We start from the raw sequence: 16,799 nt of genomic DNA on the forward strand, positions 1-16,799 counted from the left end.
AAGTTTCAACTGGATCTTCAACGATAGCGTTGAGGGAATGACGACCAGAAGCCAGTACACCGCCCGTCCCGTCGAGGCCTCCGCCGTCCTGCGCCTGCTGGGCGGCAGGCGGCCCCGCGTGCTCGCCCTGGGCGAGCCCACCCACGGCGAGGAACTCCTCCTCCACGTGCGCAACGACCTCTTCCGGCAGCTCGTCGAGGAGGAGGGCTACCGCACCATCGCGATCGAGAGCGACTGCCTCGCGGGCCTCGCCGTGGACGACCACGTGACCTCGGGCGCGGGCACCCTCGACGAGGTCGTGGCGCGGGGCATCAGCCACGGCTGGGGCACCTCACCGGCCAACCGTGAACTCGTGCGCTGGATGCGCGCCCACAACGAGGGCCGGCCGGCCGCCGACCAGGTGCGCTTCGCCGGCTTCGACGGCCCGCTGGAGATGACCGCCGCCGCGAGCCCGCGGCAGGCGCTCACCGCTCTGCACGGCCACCTCGCCGCCCACGTGGACGCCGGCCTGCTGCCCTGTACCGCGCAGGACCTCGACCGCCTGCTCGGGGCCGACGACCGGTGGACCGAACCCGCCGCGATGATGGACCCCGCCCGGTCCGTGGGCCGGACCGCCGAGGCCGGTGAACTGCGGCTGATCGCCGACGACCTGGCCGCCCTGCTCGAAGAACGGACCCCGGAGCTGCTCCCGGTCACCTCGCGGGAGGACTGGGACCGGGCCCGGCTGTACGCGCGCACCGCGACGGGCCTGCTGCGCTACCACCACTGGCTGGCCGACACCTCGACCGGCCGCCTGACCCGCCTGGTGGGCGTGCGGGACCAGATGATGGCCCGCAACCTCCTCGCCCTCGCCGAACGCGGCCCGGTACTCGTCCACGCCCACAACGCCCACCTCCAGCGCCCGCAGAGCACGATGCGGCTGGGCGGGACCCCGCTGGCCTGGTGGAGCGCCGGCGCCCTGGTGGGGGCGCGGCTGGGGGAGGAGTACGCCTTCCTGGCCACCGCGGTGGGCACGATCCGGCACCACGGCGTCGACACCCCGCCCCCGGACTCCCTGGAGGGCCTCCTGTACGCGCTCGGCGAGGAACGCTGCCTCGTCGACCCCGGCGCGCTCTCCGACGCCCTCGCGCAGCACCCGCCGGCTCCCCGGACCTCCCCCTGGTTCGGGTACTTCCCGATGGACCCGTCCCACCTGGCCGTGACCGACGGCCTGGTGTTCGTCAGGGACCTGCCGAAGGACTAGCCCGTACGGGGCGTACGGGGGTGCCGGCCGAGCCCTTCCGGGCCCGGCCGACCCCCTCCGGGCCGAGCCCTTCCGGGCCCGGCCTGCACCCCGGCGCGCCCGTCAGTGCGTGAGGGCGGCCTTGGCCGCCACGATGACCAGGCCCAGCAGCAGGTTCACCAGCGCGCACAGGGCGACCAGCTTCCGCGGGGCCCCGGCCCGCACGGCGCCCGCGGTGGCCCAGCCCACCTGCCCGGCGATCGCGACGCCGAGCGCCAGCCACACCGAGCCCTGCTCGTCCATCCCCAGCAGGGGACTGACCAGCAGTGCCAGCGCCGGCGGGAGGGCCGCGTCGATGACCGGCCGCTCCCCGGCACCGACCCGGAGCACCTCCCGCCGGCTCAGCCGCTGCCGGGCCGCCAGGCTGGCCCCGAAGACGTGGGCGAAGACGTGTGCGGCCCAGAAGACGAAGGCGGTCAGCAGCACCAGCAGCGCCAGGTTCACGCGGGGGAAGTTCCCGTACGTACCGCCGCCGACCACCACCGACGCGGCGAGGACGGAGCCGTAGACCGCTCCCGTGTAGTCGGCGTGCGTGTCGGGGGGCCGCCACCACCAGTGCTGATGACGGGGGTGGTGGTGCCGGCGGGCCGGCGCGTCCGCGGCGGCGTCGGGCCCGCCGGTGCCGTCCGTCCGACGGTCGTCCACGCGATCGACCTCCCTCGGGTGGGCCGCGGTCCGCCCCTCCGGGCGTGGCGGACGGAGCCCTCCACTCCATGGGACGACGCCGGAGCGGCGCGCGCACCACCCGGAGCGGGCGAGGGAGGCCGGCCCGCTTCGACCGCCCCGTGTGGCGGGTACCGGGGGTGCGCACGATCATGAGAGGGATCCGGCTCACCCGGACGGGTCACCCCGTACGGGTGTCCCCTCACCGACCGCCCGCCACGGCGGCCCGGGGGCGCCGGGCACGACGCCGACGTCGCCCACCAGGAGGGGTGCTGTCCGTGACTCCTTCCCGCCCCGACGGCCACGACCGCCTGCCGATCGAGCCGGTGCCGGTGTACGTGGGCCCGGTTTCCGGCTACACGACGCCCGGGTACGCCCGGCCGGTGCGGGTACCGCCCGTGCTCCTGCCGCCCGTCCCCGCCGATGCGCCGCACACCGCCCCCGGTACGGGCGCACACGCCGCCGCGCACCCGGCGCCCGTCCGCGACCGGCCCGGCACCGGGCAGCCCGGGCGCGCGGGCCGGGGGCCCAGGGCGGCGGGGCACCGCCCGGCCGCCGGGCGGGAACCGGTGGACGACCCGCTGCTGACGGCGAAGCTGACGGTGCCGGCCCACCCCGGCGGGCTGGTGTCGCGGCGCCGCCTCCACGACGCCCTGACCGAGGGCACCCGCGGGCCGCTGACCGTGGTCACCGGCCCCGCGGGCGCGGGAAAGACGGCGCTGGCCGCGTCGTGGGCGCTCTCCGGTGAGCCGCCGGGACCGGTCGCCTGGGTCTCCCTCGACGCGTGCGACCGCCCGGGCACGCTCTGGGCGTACGTCCTCGGTGCCCTGCGCCGCGCCGGGGTCGCGCTCCGGCCCGACATCGGCGGGCCCCTCAGCGCCGAGGGCGTCGACCACTCGTTGCTGGTACGCCTCGCGGCCTCCTTCGACGGGCAGCCCGCGCCCGCGGTCCTGGTCCTCGACGGCATCGACCGGCCGGCCGCCCCCGACCTGGCGGAGGGGCTCCGCTTCCTGGTCGAACACAGCGGCCCGGACCTGCGGCTGGTCCTGATCGGCCGGGCGCCGCCGCCCCTGCCACTGGCCCGCTACCGCGCCGAACGCCGCGTCCACGAAATACCGGGCCGCGACCTGGCCTTCACCCCCGCGGAGGCGATGGAACTCCTCGCCACCCGCACCCCCGGACAGCAGGCCGAACCGGCTGAACCCCACCGCCAGCCGCCCCTGACGCCGTCCCGCGAAGCGACCCCGGCCCCAGGCCAGAACCCGAACCCGCACCCGGAGCCAGACCGCGGGTCGCGCCCGGGGGCGGACCGCAGGGCGGGCCCGGGGGCGGACTGGGAGCCGGGCCGGAAGCCGGGCCGGGAGGCGTCCCTGACACCGGGCCGCGAGGCGGACCTGAACCCGGACCCGGGGGCGGGAGCGAAGCCGGGCCGGGGGATTGACTTGGAGCGGGGCCGGGAGGCGAACCCTCAGTTGGAGCCGGAGCCGGGCCGCGAGGCAGGCCTGAGGCCAGGCTTGCAGGCGGGCCGGGGGATGGGCCCGGAGCAGGTCCGGGAGGCGGCCCGGGAGGTCGCGGTCGCCCTCGTACGCCGTACGGAAGGCTGGGCGGCCGGGCTGCGGTTGTGCGCCCTGGCCATGGCCGGATACGACGACGCGGCCGCGTTCACCGCCTCGCACCGCGCCGCCGAGCACGCCGTCGCCGACTACCTCCTGGCGGAGGTGCTCGACGCCCAGCCGGAAGCGACGCGTGAACTGCTCCTGTGCACGGGCATCTTCGGGCAGGTCCACCCCGACCTGGCCGACCTGCTGACCCGCCGCAGGGACTCCGCCCGCGTCCTGGACGCGCTGGCGCGCGCCCATGCGTTCGTCGAGCCGATCGGCGACACCGGCTGGTACCGGTTCCACCCCCTCTTCGCGGGTGTGCTGCGGACCCGGCTGCGCGACAGCCGCCCCGACGCCCTGCCCGACCTGTACCGGCGGGCCGCCGGATGGCTCGCCGGACGCGGGCGGGTGACCGAGGCGCTGGAGCACGCGGTGGCGGCCGGGGACTGGCCGGCCGCGGCTTCCCTGGCCGTCCGCGGCCTGCTGGTGGGCCGGCTGCTGGAGCCCGACGCCACGGACAGCCCCGCGGACCTCTTCGCCGCCATGCCGGCCGACACCGAGGGCACGGCGGCCGCGCTCGTGGCGGCGGCCCGCAGCCTCGGAGCGGGGGACCGGGCGGGCTGCCGTGCCTGGCTGGCCCGTGCCGAGGCCCGGCCGGGCGACCCGGCGGACGCGGAGCCCGCCACACGGCTCACGCTGGCGCTGCTGCGCCTGCTCTCCGATCCACCCGAGACCGCCGACCAGAACCCCGCTGCCCCGTACGGGATCCCGCCGCGCCCCCTCACCGAGCGCCCGGCCGGTGCCGCGGACGCGACGTCCCCGCATCCCCAGACCGCCCACCCGGCCGGGGACCGGTACGACGCCCCGCCGGATCCCGTCACCAACCATCGGGCCGGGTCAGCGCACGGGACCTCCCCGTACCCGCTCGCCGAGCACCCCGCCGGGTCAGCGCACGGGACCTCCCCGGATCCCCTCACCGAGCACCCCGCCGGGTCCGCGCACGGGAGCGCCTTGGATCCCCTCACCGAGTACCCGGCCGGGTCCGCGGACGAGAACTTCCCCGATCTCCGGACCGATTACCCCGCCGCGGCCGGGTACGGGACCTCCTCGGATCCCCGCACCGCGGACCCGGTCGGGGCCCGGTACGGAATCCCGCCGGATCCTCTGGCCGGGCACCGGGGCGGGGCCCCATACGGGCTCCCGCCGGACTCCCTCATCGAGCACCGGGCCGGGGCCTCGTACGAGAACTCCCCGGACCCCCACACGGAGCGCTCGGTCGGGGCCCTGTACGGAATTTCGGCGGATCCCCTGACCGAGCACCGGGCCGGGGCCGCCTTCGGGATCCCGCCGGACTCCCTCACCGAGCGCCCGGCCGGGTCTGCGTACGGGAAGTCCCTGCATCCCGAGACCGGGTATCCGCTCGGGGAGCGGTATGGAATCCCGCTGGATCCGCTGACCGAGTACCTGGCCGGGGCCGGGGCCGGGGACGGGAACTCCCCGGATCCCCACATCGAGCACCACGCCGCAGACCCGTACGGGAACTCCCCGGACCACCGCACCGAGCACCCGGCCGCAGACCCTGACGGGATCCCGCGCGACGTCCTCGCGGAACACCCCGAGGTCCGGGCCCTCCTCGCCTACGGGGCCGCCCGCGCCCGGTTCTGGGCCGACGGGCCGCAGGCCGCCCGCCCCGCACTGGAGGAGGCGGTACGCGCATGCTCCGGTGGGGCCGCCCACGGCGTCCGGCACCGGGCCCTGGGTCTCCTCGCCCTCGTCGAGGCCGCCGCGGGCGCGCTGACCGCGGCCCACGAGCACGCCGGCCTGTCCGTCGACGTGCCGCGGGACCTCCGCTCCGGCGCCGGGCACCTGGCCCTGGCCGCCGTGGCCGTCGAGCGCTCGCAGCTCCGGTCGGCCGAAGAACACCTCGCCCGGGCCGACGCCCTTCCCGACACCCACACGGACCCGCTGCTCGCCGCGGAACGCGCGCTGGTGGCCGCGGCGGTGGACGTGGCCGGGTCGCGCTGGCGCTCCGCAGCCGCTGCCCTCGAAGCCCCCTGCCCGGACGCCCCCACCTGGCTGGCGGCTCGCCGGTCCGCAGCCCGCACTGCCCTCGCCCTGGCCCAGGGCGACCCGGCCGCGGAGCGTGCCACCCTCCCTTCGGAGCCCGTCGCCGGGAGCGGCCCCGCCACCGCCGAGGAACCGGGACCGGCCGAGGGCCCCCGGCCCGGCGGGTCTGCGGCCGGTGTCCGGACGTCCGCCGACCGGCCGCCCTCCCCGCAACCACCTCCCACGCCCCCGTCGCTCCCGTCGCCCCCGACGTACCCGTCGCCCCCGTCCGCCGCCGCGGCGGCGGAGAACGGTGCACGGCCCAACCCCGGCCCGGCGGCCGGGGGAGGGGCGGACGCGGCGGCGTCCGGGCGGCCCGCGCCCGGCCGACGCGCGGCGGCCCCGCAGCCCGCACCCCCGCAGCCCGCACCCCCGCAGCCCGCACCCCCGCAGCCCGCACCCCGGCACCCCGGACCTCCCCGCCCCGCGCCCCGGCGCCCCGATCCGTCCGCTTCGGTGGCCGGAAGCGGCAGGGCACCGGTGTGGCCCGTGCTCGTCGAGGAGCTGAGCGCGCGCGAGCGGCAGGTGCTCGCCCACGTCGCCCGGCTCATGTCCACGGACGAGATCGCCGCCGAACTCGGCCTGTCCGTCAACACCGTGAAGACGCACCTCCGCAGCATCTTCCACAAGCTCGGCGTCTCCCGCCGCCGCGACGCCGTCGAGCGGGCCAGGGAGCTCCGCATCCTCTGAGGCCGCAGGCACCAACGCGCCGCGCACCACCCCGCATCACTCCTGGCGGGTGAGGCAGCACCGCGGCACCCGCGCCCACACTGGTTCCCCGGACCGTTCCGCCCGCCGGGGACACGACCGGCCGGGCGGACCGGCGGGGCGTACCGGTCGCCCCGCGGGGAGGAGGCGCCACCGTGGTCACGAAGCCGCACCGCACGCCCCACTGGCCGACGCCCGACGAACGCGCCGCCACGGGCAAGGCCGCCCGCGCCCGCGTCCGGCGGGCGGACCAGGGCGGTCACGAGCCCGCCCCCGACCGTCCCGACCCCGTGGCCGTCCTGGAGGCCCAGGCCGCCTCCCGCGTTCCCGACCTGGTCCCCATCCGGTACGGCCGCATGCTGGAGTCCCCGTTCCGCTTCTACCGCGGCGCGGCGGCGATCATGGCCGCCGACCTCGGCCGCGCGCCCCACACCGGCCTCACCACCCAGCTGTGCGGCGACGCCCACGCCCTGAACTTCGGCCTCTTCGCCTCCCCGGAGCGGAACCTCGTCTTCGACATCAACGACTTCGACGAGACCTGCCCGGGCCCCTTCGAGTGGGACGTGAAGCGTCTGGCGGCCGGCTTCGCCGTGGCCGGCCGCGACAACGGCTACGACGAGGTGGACCGCCGTGCCGTCGTCCGCGAGGCCGTCCGCTCGTACCGCCTGCGGATGCGCGCCTTCAGCGGCATGCGGGTCCTCGACGTCTGGTACGCCCACGACGACGCCGAGGACCTGCGCGCGCTGGTCGCCGCGGAGGGCGGCCGGACCATGCGCCGCCGTACCGACGAGGCGCTGACCAAGGCCCGCGGCAAGGACCACCTGCGGGCGTTCGCCAAGCTCACCCGGGTCGTCGACGGCGAGCGCCGGTTCGTCGCCGACCCGCCGCTCGTCACCCCGCTCCGCGACCTCCTGGCCGACGGCGGGGGCGCCGGGAGCGGCCGCGCCGGCGGCGACAGCGGCCCCGCGCCGGCCCTGCGCGCCCTCCTCGGCGCGTACGGCAGCACGCTGACCGCCGAACGCCGCGAGCTGCTGGGCCGGTTCCGCCTCGTCGACATCGCCCGCAAGGTCGTCGGCGTCGGCAGCGTCGGCACCCGCTGCTGGATCCTGCTCATGCTCGGCCGGGACGACGAGGACCCGCTGATCCTCCAGGCGAAGGAGGCCGGCGAGTCCGTCCTCGCCCCGTACGCCGGCCCGGTCCCCCAGGACAACCAGGGGCAGCGCGTCGTCGAGGGCCAGCGGCTCATGCAGGCCGCCGGCGACATCTTCCTCGGCTGGGACCGGGTCACCGGCATCGACGGCCGCCGCCGCGACTTCTACGTGCGCCAGCTCCACGACTGGAAGGGCGGGCCCAACACCGACGTCATGGTCCCGGCCGGCATGCGGCTGTTCGCCCGCGTCTGCGGGGCCGCCCTCGCCCGTGCCCACGCCCGGGCCGGCGACCCGGTCGCCATCGCCGCGTACCTCGGCTCCGCCGACACCTTCGACCGCGCCCTCGCCGACTACGCCGAGGCGTACGCCGAGCAGAACCAGCGCGACTACGAGGACCTCGCCGCCGCGGTCGCCGACGGGCGCGTCACGGCCGCCCCGGACCCGGCCGCCGCGCGGTCCTGAGATCACCCGCGCCGGGTGATGCGGGAAGCAGCCGCGCGGGCGACAGTCGGAGCCGCACCATCCGCTAGGACAGGAGACAGCGATGGACCGCTACGTGCCGCTGGCCTACGACTACCCCTTGCTGGGTGCCTTCTGGACCACGATGTGGATCTTCCTATGGGTCCTGTGGTTCTTCCTGTTGTTCCGCATCATCGGCGACATCTTCAGCGACCACGAGCTCGGTGGCTGGGGCAAGGCCGGCTGGATCATCTTCGTGATCATCCTGCCCTTCCTCGGGGTCTTCGTGTACATCCTCGCCCGCGGCAAGAGCATGGGTGAGCGCTCGGTCGCCCAGATGAAGGCCCAGCAGGAGCAGATGGACTCCTACATACGCGAGACCGCGGGCACCAAGGGCAGCAGCACCGCGGAGCAGCTCGCCAAGCTTTCCGAGATCAAGGCGCGCGGAGACCTGTCCGAAGCCGAGTTCCAGGCGGCCAAGGAGAAGCTCCTCCGCTGAGCGGCCGCCCTCCGGAGCACCGCATCCGCACCACCACTCCGGCGGCGAACCGGACCACCGACCCTCGCCGCCGACGCCACCGGGACGCAGCAGGTGGCGGGGGGGGGGGGCGCCCCCCCCCCCCCCCCCCCCCCCCCCCGCGTACGCGGCCCTACGGCCCGGAGCGCGACGCGGCCCCACCGCCCGCACCACCCCACTGCACCGTCCGGGCCGCACCGGGCCGCCCCACCCCACGACGCCGCACCACCCACGACGCCGCACCACCCGACGACGCCGCGGCACCACAGGACCGGCCGGCCGCCGGCCGCCGCCGCCGACCGCCGGCCGCCGCCGCCGACCGCCGGGGTCGAGCGGCCCTCAAGCGCGTTCCGGCAGGCTGGCACGCAGTACGTCCTGCCGTGTCTCCCGGAAAGCAGCACATGTCCGCGCCGTTATCCGAAGCCGCGCCGCCCGCGGCCACCGCACCGGCCCGGCACGGGGCCCTCGTCCGGCGCCCCGGGACGGCGCCCCGCCCCCGCCGGTCGCGTCCCGGCCCCGCGCTCGCGGTCATCGCCGGCGCCAACGCCACGATCCACCTCGACGACCCGCTGGTGAACGCGGCCCTGCCGGGCATCCGGGCCGAACTCCACCTGACCGCCCTCTCGGCCTCCTGGGTCGTCGGCGCCTACCTGCTGGCCTTCGGCGGGCTGCTGCTGCTCGGCGGCCGGGCCGGCGAGGTCCTCGGCCGGCGCCGCGTCTTCGTCTGCGGCCTGGCCGTCTTCACCGTCGCCGGCGCGCTGCGGGCGCTCGCGCCCACCGGCGAGCTGCTGATCGCCGCCCGGGCCGCCGAGGGGGCCGGCGCCGCGCTGGTCGCGGCGAACGGCTTCGTACTGATGCTCGACACCTTCGCCCTGGGCCGGGCCCGCACGAACGCGATCGCCGTCTGCACCGCCGCGGGCGCGGCCTCGACCGCCGGCGGCCTGCTGCTGGCCGGTGCCCTCACCTCGGTCGGCTCCTGGCGCTGGGTCGTGCTGCTGAACGTGCCGCTCGGGCTGGCCCTGGCGCTGCTCGCCCCCCGGGTGCTGGCCGAGTCGGTCCGGATCCCGGGCCGCTTCGACGCCGGCGGCGCCGTGCTGTCCGCGCTGGGCGCCGCCTCGCTGGTGTACGGGCTGTCGCAGGCCGTCGTACGCCCCTGGACCAGCCTGCAGGTGGCCGGCCCGCTGGCCTCCGGCGTCGCGCTGCTGGCGGTGTTCGTGGGGGTGCAGCGGCACACGGCGCAGCCGATCGTACGGCTGGGCCTGTTCCGCGACCGGAACCGGGCGCTGGCGTACGCGAGCATGCTGGCCGTGCCCGGCGCGGTCGTCGGCGCCTACTTCTTCCTGAGCCAGTTCTTCCAGCAGGACCGCGGCTGGTCGCCGCTGGCCGCCGCGTTCGCGCTGCTCCCGGTGCCGCTGACCACGGTCGCGCTGGTCGGCTTCGCGGTGCGGGAGGAGCGGGCCCTGGGTGCCAAGCGGGTGATGGCCATCGGTGCCGCGGCCCTGCTCCTGGAGAACCTCTGGCTGACCCGGTTGGGCCCCGAAGACCCGTACGCGACCACCGTGCTGCCCGCCCTCGTCCTGCTGGGTGCCGGCCTGGCCTTCTGCGCCGTGCCCGCCACGGTCCTGGCCACCTCGGGGCTGAAGGCGGAGGAGACCGGGTCCACCGGCAGCGTGCTCAACGCCTGCCAGGTGCTGGGCGGTTCGCTGTGCGTGGCGCTGCTGGTCAGTGCCTCCTCCGGGTACGGGAGCCTGCCCGAGGCGATGTCCGCCGGCTTCGCCGCCGCGGCCGCCTGCGGGGCGGCCGTGCTGGCCCTCGCCCTCGCGCTGCGCTCCCGCCCCTGAGGCGTGTCCGGGGGTGCCGTGCGGCCGGTGCCCTTCCCCGCGGGGCACCGGCCGCACGACCGTCATGCGACGGCGTGCGCCCAGCCGCCGCAGGTCTCCCAGTAGATGGCGTTGGAGCTGCCGTCGCCGAGGCAGACCCGGAAGTCGAAGCCGTAGCCCTCGGGCAGGTCGCCGTAGGAGCGGTCGGTGCACTTGCCCGCCCCGGCCGTGTGCCACTTGTACTGCCAGCGGCCGTTCACGTAGGCCTCGGCGACGACCGACTTGCCGTCCGAGGCGTGGTCGCAGACCACGAGCTTGTCGCCGTTGGCGTACCAGGTGGCGCTGCCGGCGCCGCCCACGCTCCCGGCGGCCCCGGCCGAGGGGGCCATCAGCACCACGGCGGCGGCGGCCGTGCCGGTCACGGCCAGGGCGTTGCGCAGCCGGCGGGCGGTGGACGACGTACCGGCGCTGCGGGAAGTACGGAACATGTGCCTGTGACTCCTTCGCGGACCCGGCGCCCTGGTGGCGCCTCGTGTGACGCGATCATTCCGGGGCGCCCCGGCCGCGGTATTGGAAGAATGCGCAGCCCGGCGGCGACGACGGCCGGACGGGAGTCCGCGGACCCGCCGGCGGCCCGGCGGCCCACGGCCCGCCCGGCGGCCGAGCCACCCCGAGGTCGGGCGGGTGGCCGAGCGCGCCCCCGAGGTCGGGCGGGTGGCCTAGCCACCCCAAGGACCGCCCGGCGGCCGAGCGCCAACCCGGCACCGCCCGGTGGCCGACGGCCCACGCGGACCGCCCGCCGGCCGAGCGCCCACCCCGCGGGCCGCTGCCGCTCACGCGGGCCGCCCCCGCTTACGCCGGCCGCCCCCGCTCACGCGGGCCCGCCCCCGCTCACGCCGGCGGAACCCCCGCTCACGCCGGCCGCCGCCGGCCCCGTGGCCGGCCCGCCGCGAGGTCCGGTGCCGGCGCGCTCGTGACCGTGCCGGTGCCGCGGTCGGACACCGGGGGACCGGCGGGCGGCAGGGAGCCGCCGGCCGCCCGGGCCGCGAAGAACTCCCGGGGCGTGGCTCCCGTCATCCGCCGGAAGTCCAGGTGGAGGTGGGACTGGTCGCAGTAGCCGCTCTCCGCGGCGGCGACGGCCGTGGACGAACCGTCCGCGAGCAGCCGGAGGGCACGCCCCAGCCGGAACATCCGGCCGATCGACTTCGGCGTCAGGCCCGCCTGTTCCTTGAGCCGGTTCTCCAACTGCCGCACGCTCCACCCCGTGCGGGCCGCGAGCTCGGCCACCGGGAGCCGCCCCCCGCTGCGGGCCAGCTGCCGCCACGCCCAGGCCACCCGGGGCTCGGGGACCGGGCCCGTCGTCAGCCACCGCGTCAGCGCGCGGTCCACCAGCATGAACCGGCTGGTCCAGTCGTACTGTTCGGCCAGGGCCTCGGCCAGCCGGTCGGCGCGCGCCCCGAGCAACTCCGCGGCGGGCAGGTGCCGGTCGGCGAGGGCGTGCAGGGGTACGCCGAACAGCCGGTACGCCGTCCAGGGCGCGAGCAGCACCTCCACCGCGGCGACCCGGCCGTCGTGCTCCCCGACGACGGGACCGGTCTGGAGCCCGGCGACCGCAGAGACGAGCCGCACGCCGGACGGGTCCGCCCCGGGCCGCCGCGCGTCCCCGACGAGCCGCAGCGGCGAGCCGAAGCCGAGGACCAGACTGACCCACGGGACGGGTATCTCCAGCCGGCGGCGCGGCTGCCCGGTCCCGAACCGCACCCCGCGGTAGAGCCGTACTCCGGGCCGGAGCGCGGGGTGCGGCAGGGCGGCGGCGACGTCCCAGGTGCCCTCGGGGCAGGCGGCGTACTGGAGGACGGATCCGGACATGGCTCTCCAACCGTGGGGGGAGGGGCCGAAGATCGCCCCGCTGCGGTGTCGGCCATGGTGGGCGGCCCCGCCGCCGGGGTCAGCGCGAAATCCGGTCAACGTGCGGAAGGCGCGGCTCCGGGCCGGCCGCCGGCGGCGGGAACGTTCAGGGCCGCGTATCCGTCCTCTTGGGTGAGCAGCGCTGCCGTTGCCTTGGCACGACCGGGGAGAGGGAGCCGTGGAACCGAGGGACGTTTCGACGCTGGAGACCGCGCTGCCGGACGGGCGGCGGCTGGTCCTGTCCTTGCCCGCGACGGACGCCGGGTGGGCCGCGGAGGGGGTCGGCGGGCTGCGCCCCGTGCCCGCGACGCACGAGGGCCGCGGGGAAGAGCCCGCCCCGCTGCCCGACGTCGAGCAGGCCCGGATGCTGAGGATCGCCCTGCTGGGCATCGGAGCCTGATCCCCGCCCCCCACCCCCCCCCGCCCGATGTCCCCGCGCCGGAAGACGGCGACCGCCGGGTAGGCTCGCACGGTTGTGCGGAATCAGGGGGGTCTGATGGCAGGCAGGGCGATGCCGGGCGTGGTGCCGGCGCTGGTGGCGTGCGTGGCGCTGGCGGGCTGTGCGCCGGACGGCGGCGGGGGCGCCGCCGGAAGGACCGGGGCCGCGTCTCCGGCGGCCTCCGCACCCTCCGCGGGCGGGCAGCCGGGCGCCACGCCCGGCCGGAAGGCCACCGGCGGCGCCGCGGGTGGGGCCGCCGGCGACGTGGCCGCGAGGGGCGGCACCGTCGGTGGCGCCGGCTCGGCGTGCGTGCTGCCGGTGACCTTCGACTTCGCGGCCTCCTGGGAGCCCGAGGCCATCGCCCCGGCCCCTGCCGACTCGCTGCTCGGGGACCTGACCCAGGGCCCGTACACCGCCGTCTGCGAAATCGACGCCAAGCCCGCCGGAGCCGTCGGGTTCCTGCGCGTCTACACGGGGGACGCCGGCGCGGCGTCCCCTCGCCGGGCGCTGGAGGCGTTCGTGGCGGGGGACCGGAACGCCCACGGGGCCGCGTACACCGAGAGCACCGCGGGTGGCCGACCCGTCGCCGAGGTGACGTACACCGTCACGAGCGAATTCCTGGGCGGGTCCAAGCGGGAGAGCGCGCTCGCCCTGATCACCCCGCGCGGCGCGGTGGTCCTGCACGTCGGCGGACTGGACACCGCCGACCACCGGCGGATGCTCCCGGCGTACGAACTCGCCAGACGCAGCATCCGACCGACCGCCGGCACCCCCTGAGACACGGACACCGCCCACCGCCCGGCCCGCAGCCCTGAGCCACCGGGCACCCGGACAGAGCCGCGGGGCCCCGAGCCGCCCGCCCCGCGGCCCCTGGGGCACCCGGCACGCGACCCGCAGCCCCCGCGCTCGGCGCGGGGCGCTCGTGGTTCAGCCCTGGGTCGGCGGCTCCGTCGGCGTCAGCAGCACGAAGTCCGCGCCCGCCGGGTCGACGCAGACGGCCAGCCGGCCCACTCCCTCCGCGTCCTCCGGGCCCATCTGGAGGGTGCCGCCCCGCTCCTTGACGACGGCGACCGCGGCGTCGCAGTCCTCGACCGCGAAGACCGGGTGCCAGTACGGCTTCCCGTCCGCCAGCGTCAGGTGCTCCCCGGGCATCTCCATCAGGCCGCCCTGCATCCGCTCCTCGGGCAGCCCGGCCGGGGTGATCAGGGAGTACGCACCCCCGCCGCCCGGCAGGGCCATGTCGCTGTACGTCCAGCCGAAGACGCTGCCGTAGAACTCCTTGGCACCCGCGGCGTCGGTGGTGTACAGCTCGGTCCAGGAGAGCGAGCCCGGCTCGTCGACCAGCTCGATGCCGGTGTCCGACCCCGGCTGCCAGGCGGCGAACTGGCCGCCCAGCGGGTCGCTGTACTGGGCCATCCGGCCCCACTCGCCGAGGTCGCGCGGCGCCACCCGCACGGTGCCGCCGCCCTGCTCGACCGCGCGGGTCGTGGCGTCCGCGTCGGCGACCGAGTAGTAGATCATCCAGGCTGAGCGCGCACCCTCCTCGGTGAGCTTTCCGAGGCCGGCGACGATCTTCCCGTCCTTCCGGAACATCCCGCCCTCCATGTCCTCGTCCCCGGCGCCCTCCCCGCCGGTCTCCATGGGCTCGTAGTCCCAGCCCAGCACGGCGCCGTAGAACGCGGCCGCGGCGGGCACGTCGGGCGCGCCGAGGTCGATCCAGCAGGGGGAACCGGGGACGAAATCGGTAGTGATCACGGGGTCTTCCCTTCCACGTGTCCGGTACCGCCCCAGCGTGACACCGGCCGCTGACAGCCGCCCCCCGGGCGCGCCCGCACCGCCGCCGACGCCCGGTACGACCGCCACCCGCCCCGCCCTGCCCCGCCCGCCCCGCGCGGGGCCGCGGGCTCACCCCGCGGTCAGCGCCGGTCCGGTGCGCCGGGCCAGGGCGTTGCTGCCGACGGAGTTGCGCACGCTGAAGCTCACCGCGTCCGAGCGGTACCGGTCGTCGGACCACTCGACCGGACGCCCGTCCCGCGTCGTGGTCATCCGGCGCACCCGCAGCAGCGGGCCGGTGCGCCGTACGTCCAGGAGTTCGGCGTCCCGGGCGCCGGCCGCCACCGCGTCGATGAGGTGCTCCCCGTACGCGAACACCAGGCCGGTGTCGTCCAGCAGACGCCGCGTCACCGACGGGCAGTCCGGCTCGATGCGCTCCACGGCGGGGGCGATCCAGCCGGCGTACACGGTGCGCTCCAGCAGCACCGGTTCGCCGTCCAGCCCGCGCACGCGCAGCACGTGCAGCACGGGCTCCCCGGCCGGCACCTGCAGCCGCATGGCGTCCCGCTCGGTGGCCGGCCGGTACGCCGACTCCACCACCAGTCCGGTCGCCGTACGGCCCATGGCGGCGGCCCACTCGGCGAAGCTGCGCAGCTCGGCGAAGCTCTGGCTGCGGCGGCTGGCCAGCACCACGCGGCGGGCGCCCTGCCGGGAGCCGATCAGGCCCTCCGCGGTCAGGGCGAGGACGGCCTGGCGGACCGTGCCCCGGGAGACGCCGAAGCGCGCCGCGAGGTCCGTCTCGGCGGGCAGCAGCGCCCCCACCGCGTACTCCTCGCGGTCGATCGCCCGGCGCAGTTCCTCGGCGATCTCCTCGTGCCGGGCCGTCATCGGCTGTGCCCCCGTCCTCGTGAGTGAATCTCGTCGGCGGACTCGCGAACGAGGTTCGAGAGTGAACGCTGACTGTGCGCCAAGTGCGTGTCACCTACAGCCTATGCGCTGCGCCATCGGAACCGGAACGAAGGACGAGTGTCCAGCACATTGGCCTGATCTCGACGCCTCGCGTTCACCGGAACGTCATGACTGCCGGGCCTACTGAGGCCAACTTGTTCAGACAAGTTGGCCTCGACGGGCCCGGCATCCCGGGTTCGCCGTGCCACCCCTCACCCTCGTGCGCCCCCTCGCGCCGCCTCCCAGGAGAGACCGTGTCCCTGCCGAGAAGTGCCGCCCTCGCCGGTTGCCTCGCCGCCGTCGCCGCCCTCACCCTCACCGCCTGCGGTGCCGCCCCCGAGAAGGCCGCCGCCACCTCGAACGGCAAGGACGCGGCCACCGCGACCTCCGCCGCCGACTTCGGCGGGATGGACGCCCTCGTCAAGGCCGCGAAGAAGGAGGGCGTGCTGCACGCGATGGCCCTGCCCCGCGACTGGGCCAACTACGGCGCCCTCATCGACGGCTTCACGCAGAAGTACGGCATCAAGGTCGAGGTCGAGAACCCCGACGGCAGCAGCCAGGACGAGATCAACGCCGTGACCAGCCGCAAGGGCCAGGACCGCGCCCCCGACGTCCTCGACCTCGGCACCTCCTTCGCGGTCAGCGGCGCCCGGCAGGGCCTGTTCGCCCGCTACGAGGTCGCCGCGTACCACGACATCCCGTCGGGCCAGAAGGACGACAACGCCGGCTGGGTCAACGACTACGGCGGCTACGTCTCCATCGGCTGCGACGCCAAGCGCGTCAAGAACTGCCCCACCACCTTCAAGGACCTGCTCAAGCCCGAGTACAAGGGCCAGGTGGCCCTGAACGGCAACCCGACCAAGTCCGGCTCCGCCTTCGGAGGCGTCTACGCGGCCGCCCTCGCCAACGGCGGCTCCCTGGACGACATCCAGCCCGGCATCGACTTCTTCGGGAAGCTGAAGCAGAACGGCAACTACACGCCCGTCGAGTCCACCCCCGCCACCGTCGAGAAGGGCGAGACGCCCATCAGCATCGACTGGGACTACCTCAACGCCGGCTACGCCGAGCAGTTCAAGGGCAAGGGCGTCGACTGGCAGGTCGCCGTCCCCGAGGACGGCAAGTACGCGCAGTACTACGCCCAGGCCATCAACAAGGACGCCCCCCACCCGGCGGCCGCCCGCCTGTGGCAGGAGTACCTCTACAGCGCCGAGGGCCAGAACCTGTGGCTCAAGGGCTACGCCCGCCCCGTCCTGATGCCCCTCATGGAGCAGGCCGGCACCCTCGACCAGGCCGCCGCCGCCAAGCTCCCGAAGGTCACCGGCACCCCGACCTTCCCCACCGAGGCCCAGCAGACCAAGGCCAAGGGCACCCTCGCCCAGAACTGGGGCAAGGCCGTCGCCGGCTGACCCGGCCCGCCGACCCCA

13 protein-coding genes are annotated in these 16,799 nt (G+C 76.4%); 8 read left to right on the forward strand and 5 right to left on the reverse strand.

The window, feature by feature from the left end; genetic code table 11:
• Window positions 1-37: 37 nt before the first annotated feature.
• A complete protein-coding gene (locus ACIQUR_RS28395) occupies window positions 38-1,243 on the forward strand; it encodes an erythromycin esterase family protein (RefSeq protein ID WP_403670023.1) in 1,206 nt (401 codons plus the stop codon).
• Between the two features lie 102 nt (window positions 1,244-1,345).
• On the opposite strand, the gene ACIQUR_RS28400 is transcribed toward ACIQUR_RS28395, so the two are convergent.
• Window positions 1,346-1,927 carry a hypothetical protein gene (locus ACIQUR_RS28400; RefSeq protein WP_403670026.1) on the reverse strand — a complete coding sequence of 194 codons (582 nt, stop codon included), beginning with the start codon at window positions 1,925-1,927 and terminating at the stop codon, window positions 1,346-1,348.
• A gap of 296 nt (window positions 1,928-2,223) precedes the next feature.
• Here ACIQUR_RS28400 and ACIQUR_RS28405 point away from each other — a divergent pair, with 296 nt between their 5' ends.
• The 4 genes from ACIQUR_RS28405 (at window position 2,224) to ACIQUR_RS28420 (ending at window position 10,328) form a co-directional block, all read left to right on the forward strand.
• On the forward strand, window positions 2,224-6,342 hold the full coding sequence (locus ACIQUR_RS28405; protein WP_403670028.1) for a LuxR C-terminal-related transcriptional regulator: 4,119 nt from the start codon (window positions 2,224-2,226) through the stop codon (window positions 6,340-6,342).
• A gap of 173 nt (window positions 6,343-6,515) precedes the next feature.
• Window positions 6,516-7,973: a DUF2252 domain-containing protein gene (locus ACIQUR_RS28410; RefSeq protein ID WP_403670031.1), complete on the forward strand. Its 1,458-nt coding sequence runs from the start codon at window positions 6,516-6,518 to the stop codon at window positions 7,971-7,973.
• An 82-nt stretch (window positions 7,974-8,055) separates the two neighbouring features.
• Window positions 8,056-8,469, forward strand: a complete 414-nt coding sequence (locus ACIQUR_RS28415; RefSeq protein WP_403670034.1) for an SHOCT domain-containing protein — start codon at window positions 8,056-8,058, stop codon at window positions 8,467-8,469.
• Window positions 8,470-8,888: 419 nt separating this feature from the next.
• Window positions 8,889-10,328 (forward strand): MFS transporter, encoded by a 1,440-nt coding sequence (locus ACIQUR_RS28420; RefSeq protein ID WP_403670037.1) that lies wholly within the window; start codon window positions 8,889-8,891, stop codon window positions 10,326-10,328.
• Window positions 10,329-10,390: 62 nt separating this feature from the next.
• Here the strand turns inward: ACIQUR_RS28420 and ACIQUR_RS28425 are convergent, their stop codons facing one another.
• On the reverse strand, window positions 10,391-10,795 hold the full coding sequence (locus ACIQUR_RS28425) for a hypothetical protein (protein ID WP_403670040.1): 405 nt from the start codon (window positions 10,793-10,795) through the stop codon (window positions 10,391-10,393).
• A gap of 424 nt (window positions 10,796-11,219) precedes the next feature.
• Window positions 11,220-12,176, reverse strand: a complete 957-nt coding sequence (locus tag ACIQUR_RS28430; protein WP_403670043.1) for a helix-turn-helix domain-containing protein — start codon at window positions 12,174-12,176, stop codon at window positions 11,220-11,222.
• Window positions 12,177-12,393: 217 nt separating this feature from the next.
• Here ACIQUR_RS28430 and ACIQUR_RS28435 point away from each other — a divergent pair, with 217 nt between their 5' ends.
• Both ACIQUR_RS28435 and ACIQUR_RS28440 read left to right on the forward strand, forming a co-directional pair.
• On the forward strand, window positions 12,394-12,615 hold the full coding sequence (locus tag ACIQUR_RS28435) for a hypothetical protein (RefSeq protein ID WP_403670046.1): 222 nt from the start codon (window positions 12,394-12,396) through the stop codon (window positions 12,613-12,615).
• A gap of 96 nt (window positions 12,616-12,711) precedes the next feature.
• Entirely contained in the window at window positions 12,712-13,431 is a 720-nt protein-coding gene (locus ACIQUR_RS28440; protein ID WP_403670049.1) for a lipoprotein, read from the forward strand.
• A gap of 150 nt (window positions 13,432-13,581) precedes the next feature.
• On the opposite strand, the gene ACIQUR_RS28445 is transcribed toward ACIQUR_RS28440, so the two are convergent.
• Complete coding sequence (locus ACIQUR_RS28445; protein WP_403670052.1) at window positions 13,582-14,409, reverse strand: VOC family protein; 828 nt, start codon at window positions 14,407-14,409, stop codon at window positions 13,582-13,584.
• 150 nt (window positions 14,410-14,559) lie between these two features.
• On the reverse strand, window positions 14,560-15,315 hold the full coding sequence (locus ACIQUR_RS28450) for a GntR family transcriptional regulator (RefSeq protein WP_403670055.1): 756 nt from the start codon (window positions 15,313-15,315) through the stop codon (window positions 14,560-14,562).
• A gap of 320 nt (window positions 15,316-15,635) precedes the next feature.
• On the opposite strand from ACIQUR_RS28450, the gene ACIQUR_RS28455 reads away from it, so the two are divergent.
• Window positions 15,636-16,781 carry an ABC transporter substrate-binding protein gene (locus ACIQUR_RS28455; protein WP_403670181.1) on the forward strand — a complete coding sequence of 382 codons (1,146 nt, stop codon included), beginning with the start codon at window positions 15,636-15,638 and terminating at the stop codon, window positions 16,779-16,781.
• Window positions 16,782-16,799: the final 18 nt, after the last annotated feature.

Source organism: Streptomyces sp. NPDC101132 (genome assembly GCF_044759225.1).
Classification (GTDB): domain Bacteria; phylum Actinomycetota; class Actinomycetes; order Streptomycetales; family Streptomycetaceae; genus Streptomyces.

What these genes read in the sequence shown, in the direction of transcription:
- ACIQUR_RS28395 (WP_403670023.1), top strand. Translation starts at nt 38, where the DNA reads ATGACGACCAGAAGCCAGTACACCGCCCGTCCCGTCGAGGCCTCCGCC.
- ACIQUR_RS28415 (WP_403670034.1), top strand. Translation starts at nt 8,056, where the DNA reads ATGGACCGCTACGTGCCGCTGGCCTACGACTACCCCTTGCTGGGTGCC.
- ACIQUR_RS28420 (WP_403670037.1), top strand. Translation starts at nt 8,889, where the DNA reads ATGTCCGCGCCGTTATCCGAAGCCGCGCCGCCCGCGGCCACCGCACCG.
- ACIQUR_RS28425 (WP_403670040.1), bottom strand. Translation starts at nt 10,795, where the DNA reads ATGTTCCGTACTTCCCGCAGCGCCGGTACGTCGTCCACCGCCCGCCGG.
- ACIQUR_RS28430 (WP_403670043.1), bottom strand. Translation starts at nt 12,176, where the DNA reads ATGTCCGGATCCGTCCTCCAGTACGCCGCCTGCCCCGAGGGCACCTGG.
- ACIQUR_RS28440 (WP_403670049.1), top strand. Translation starts at nt 12,712, where the DNA reads ATGGCAGGCAGGGCGATGCCGGGCGTGGTGCCGGCGCTGGTGGCGTGC.
- ACIQUR_RS28450 (WP_403670055.1), bottom strand. Translation starts at nt 15,315, where the DNA reads ATGACGGCCCGGCACGAGGAGATCGCCGAGGAACTGCGCCGGGCGATC.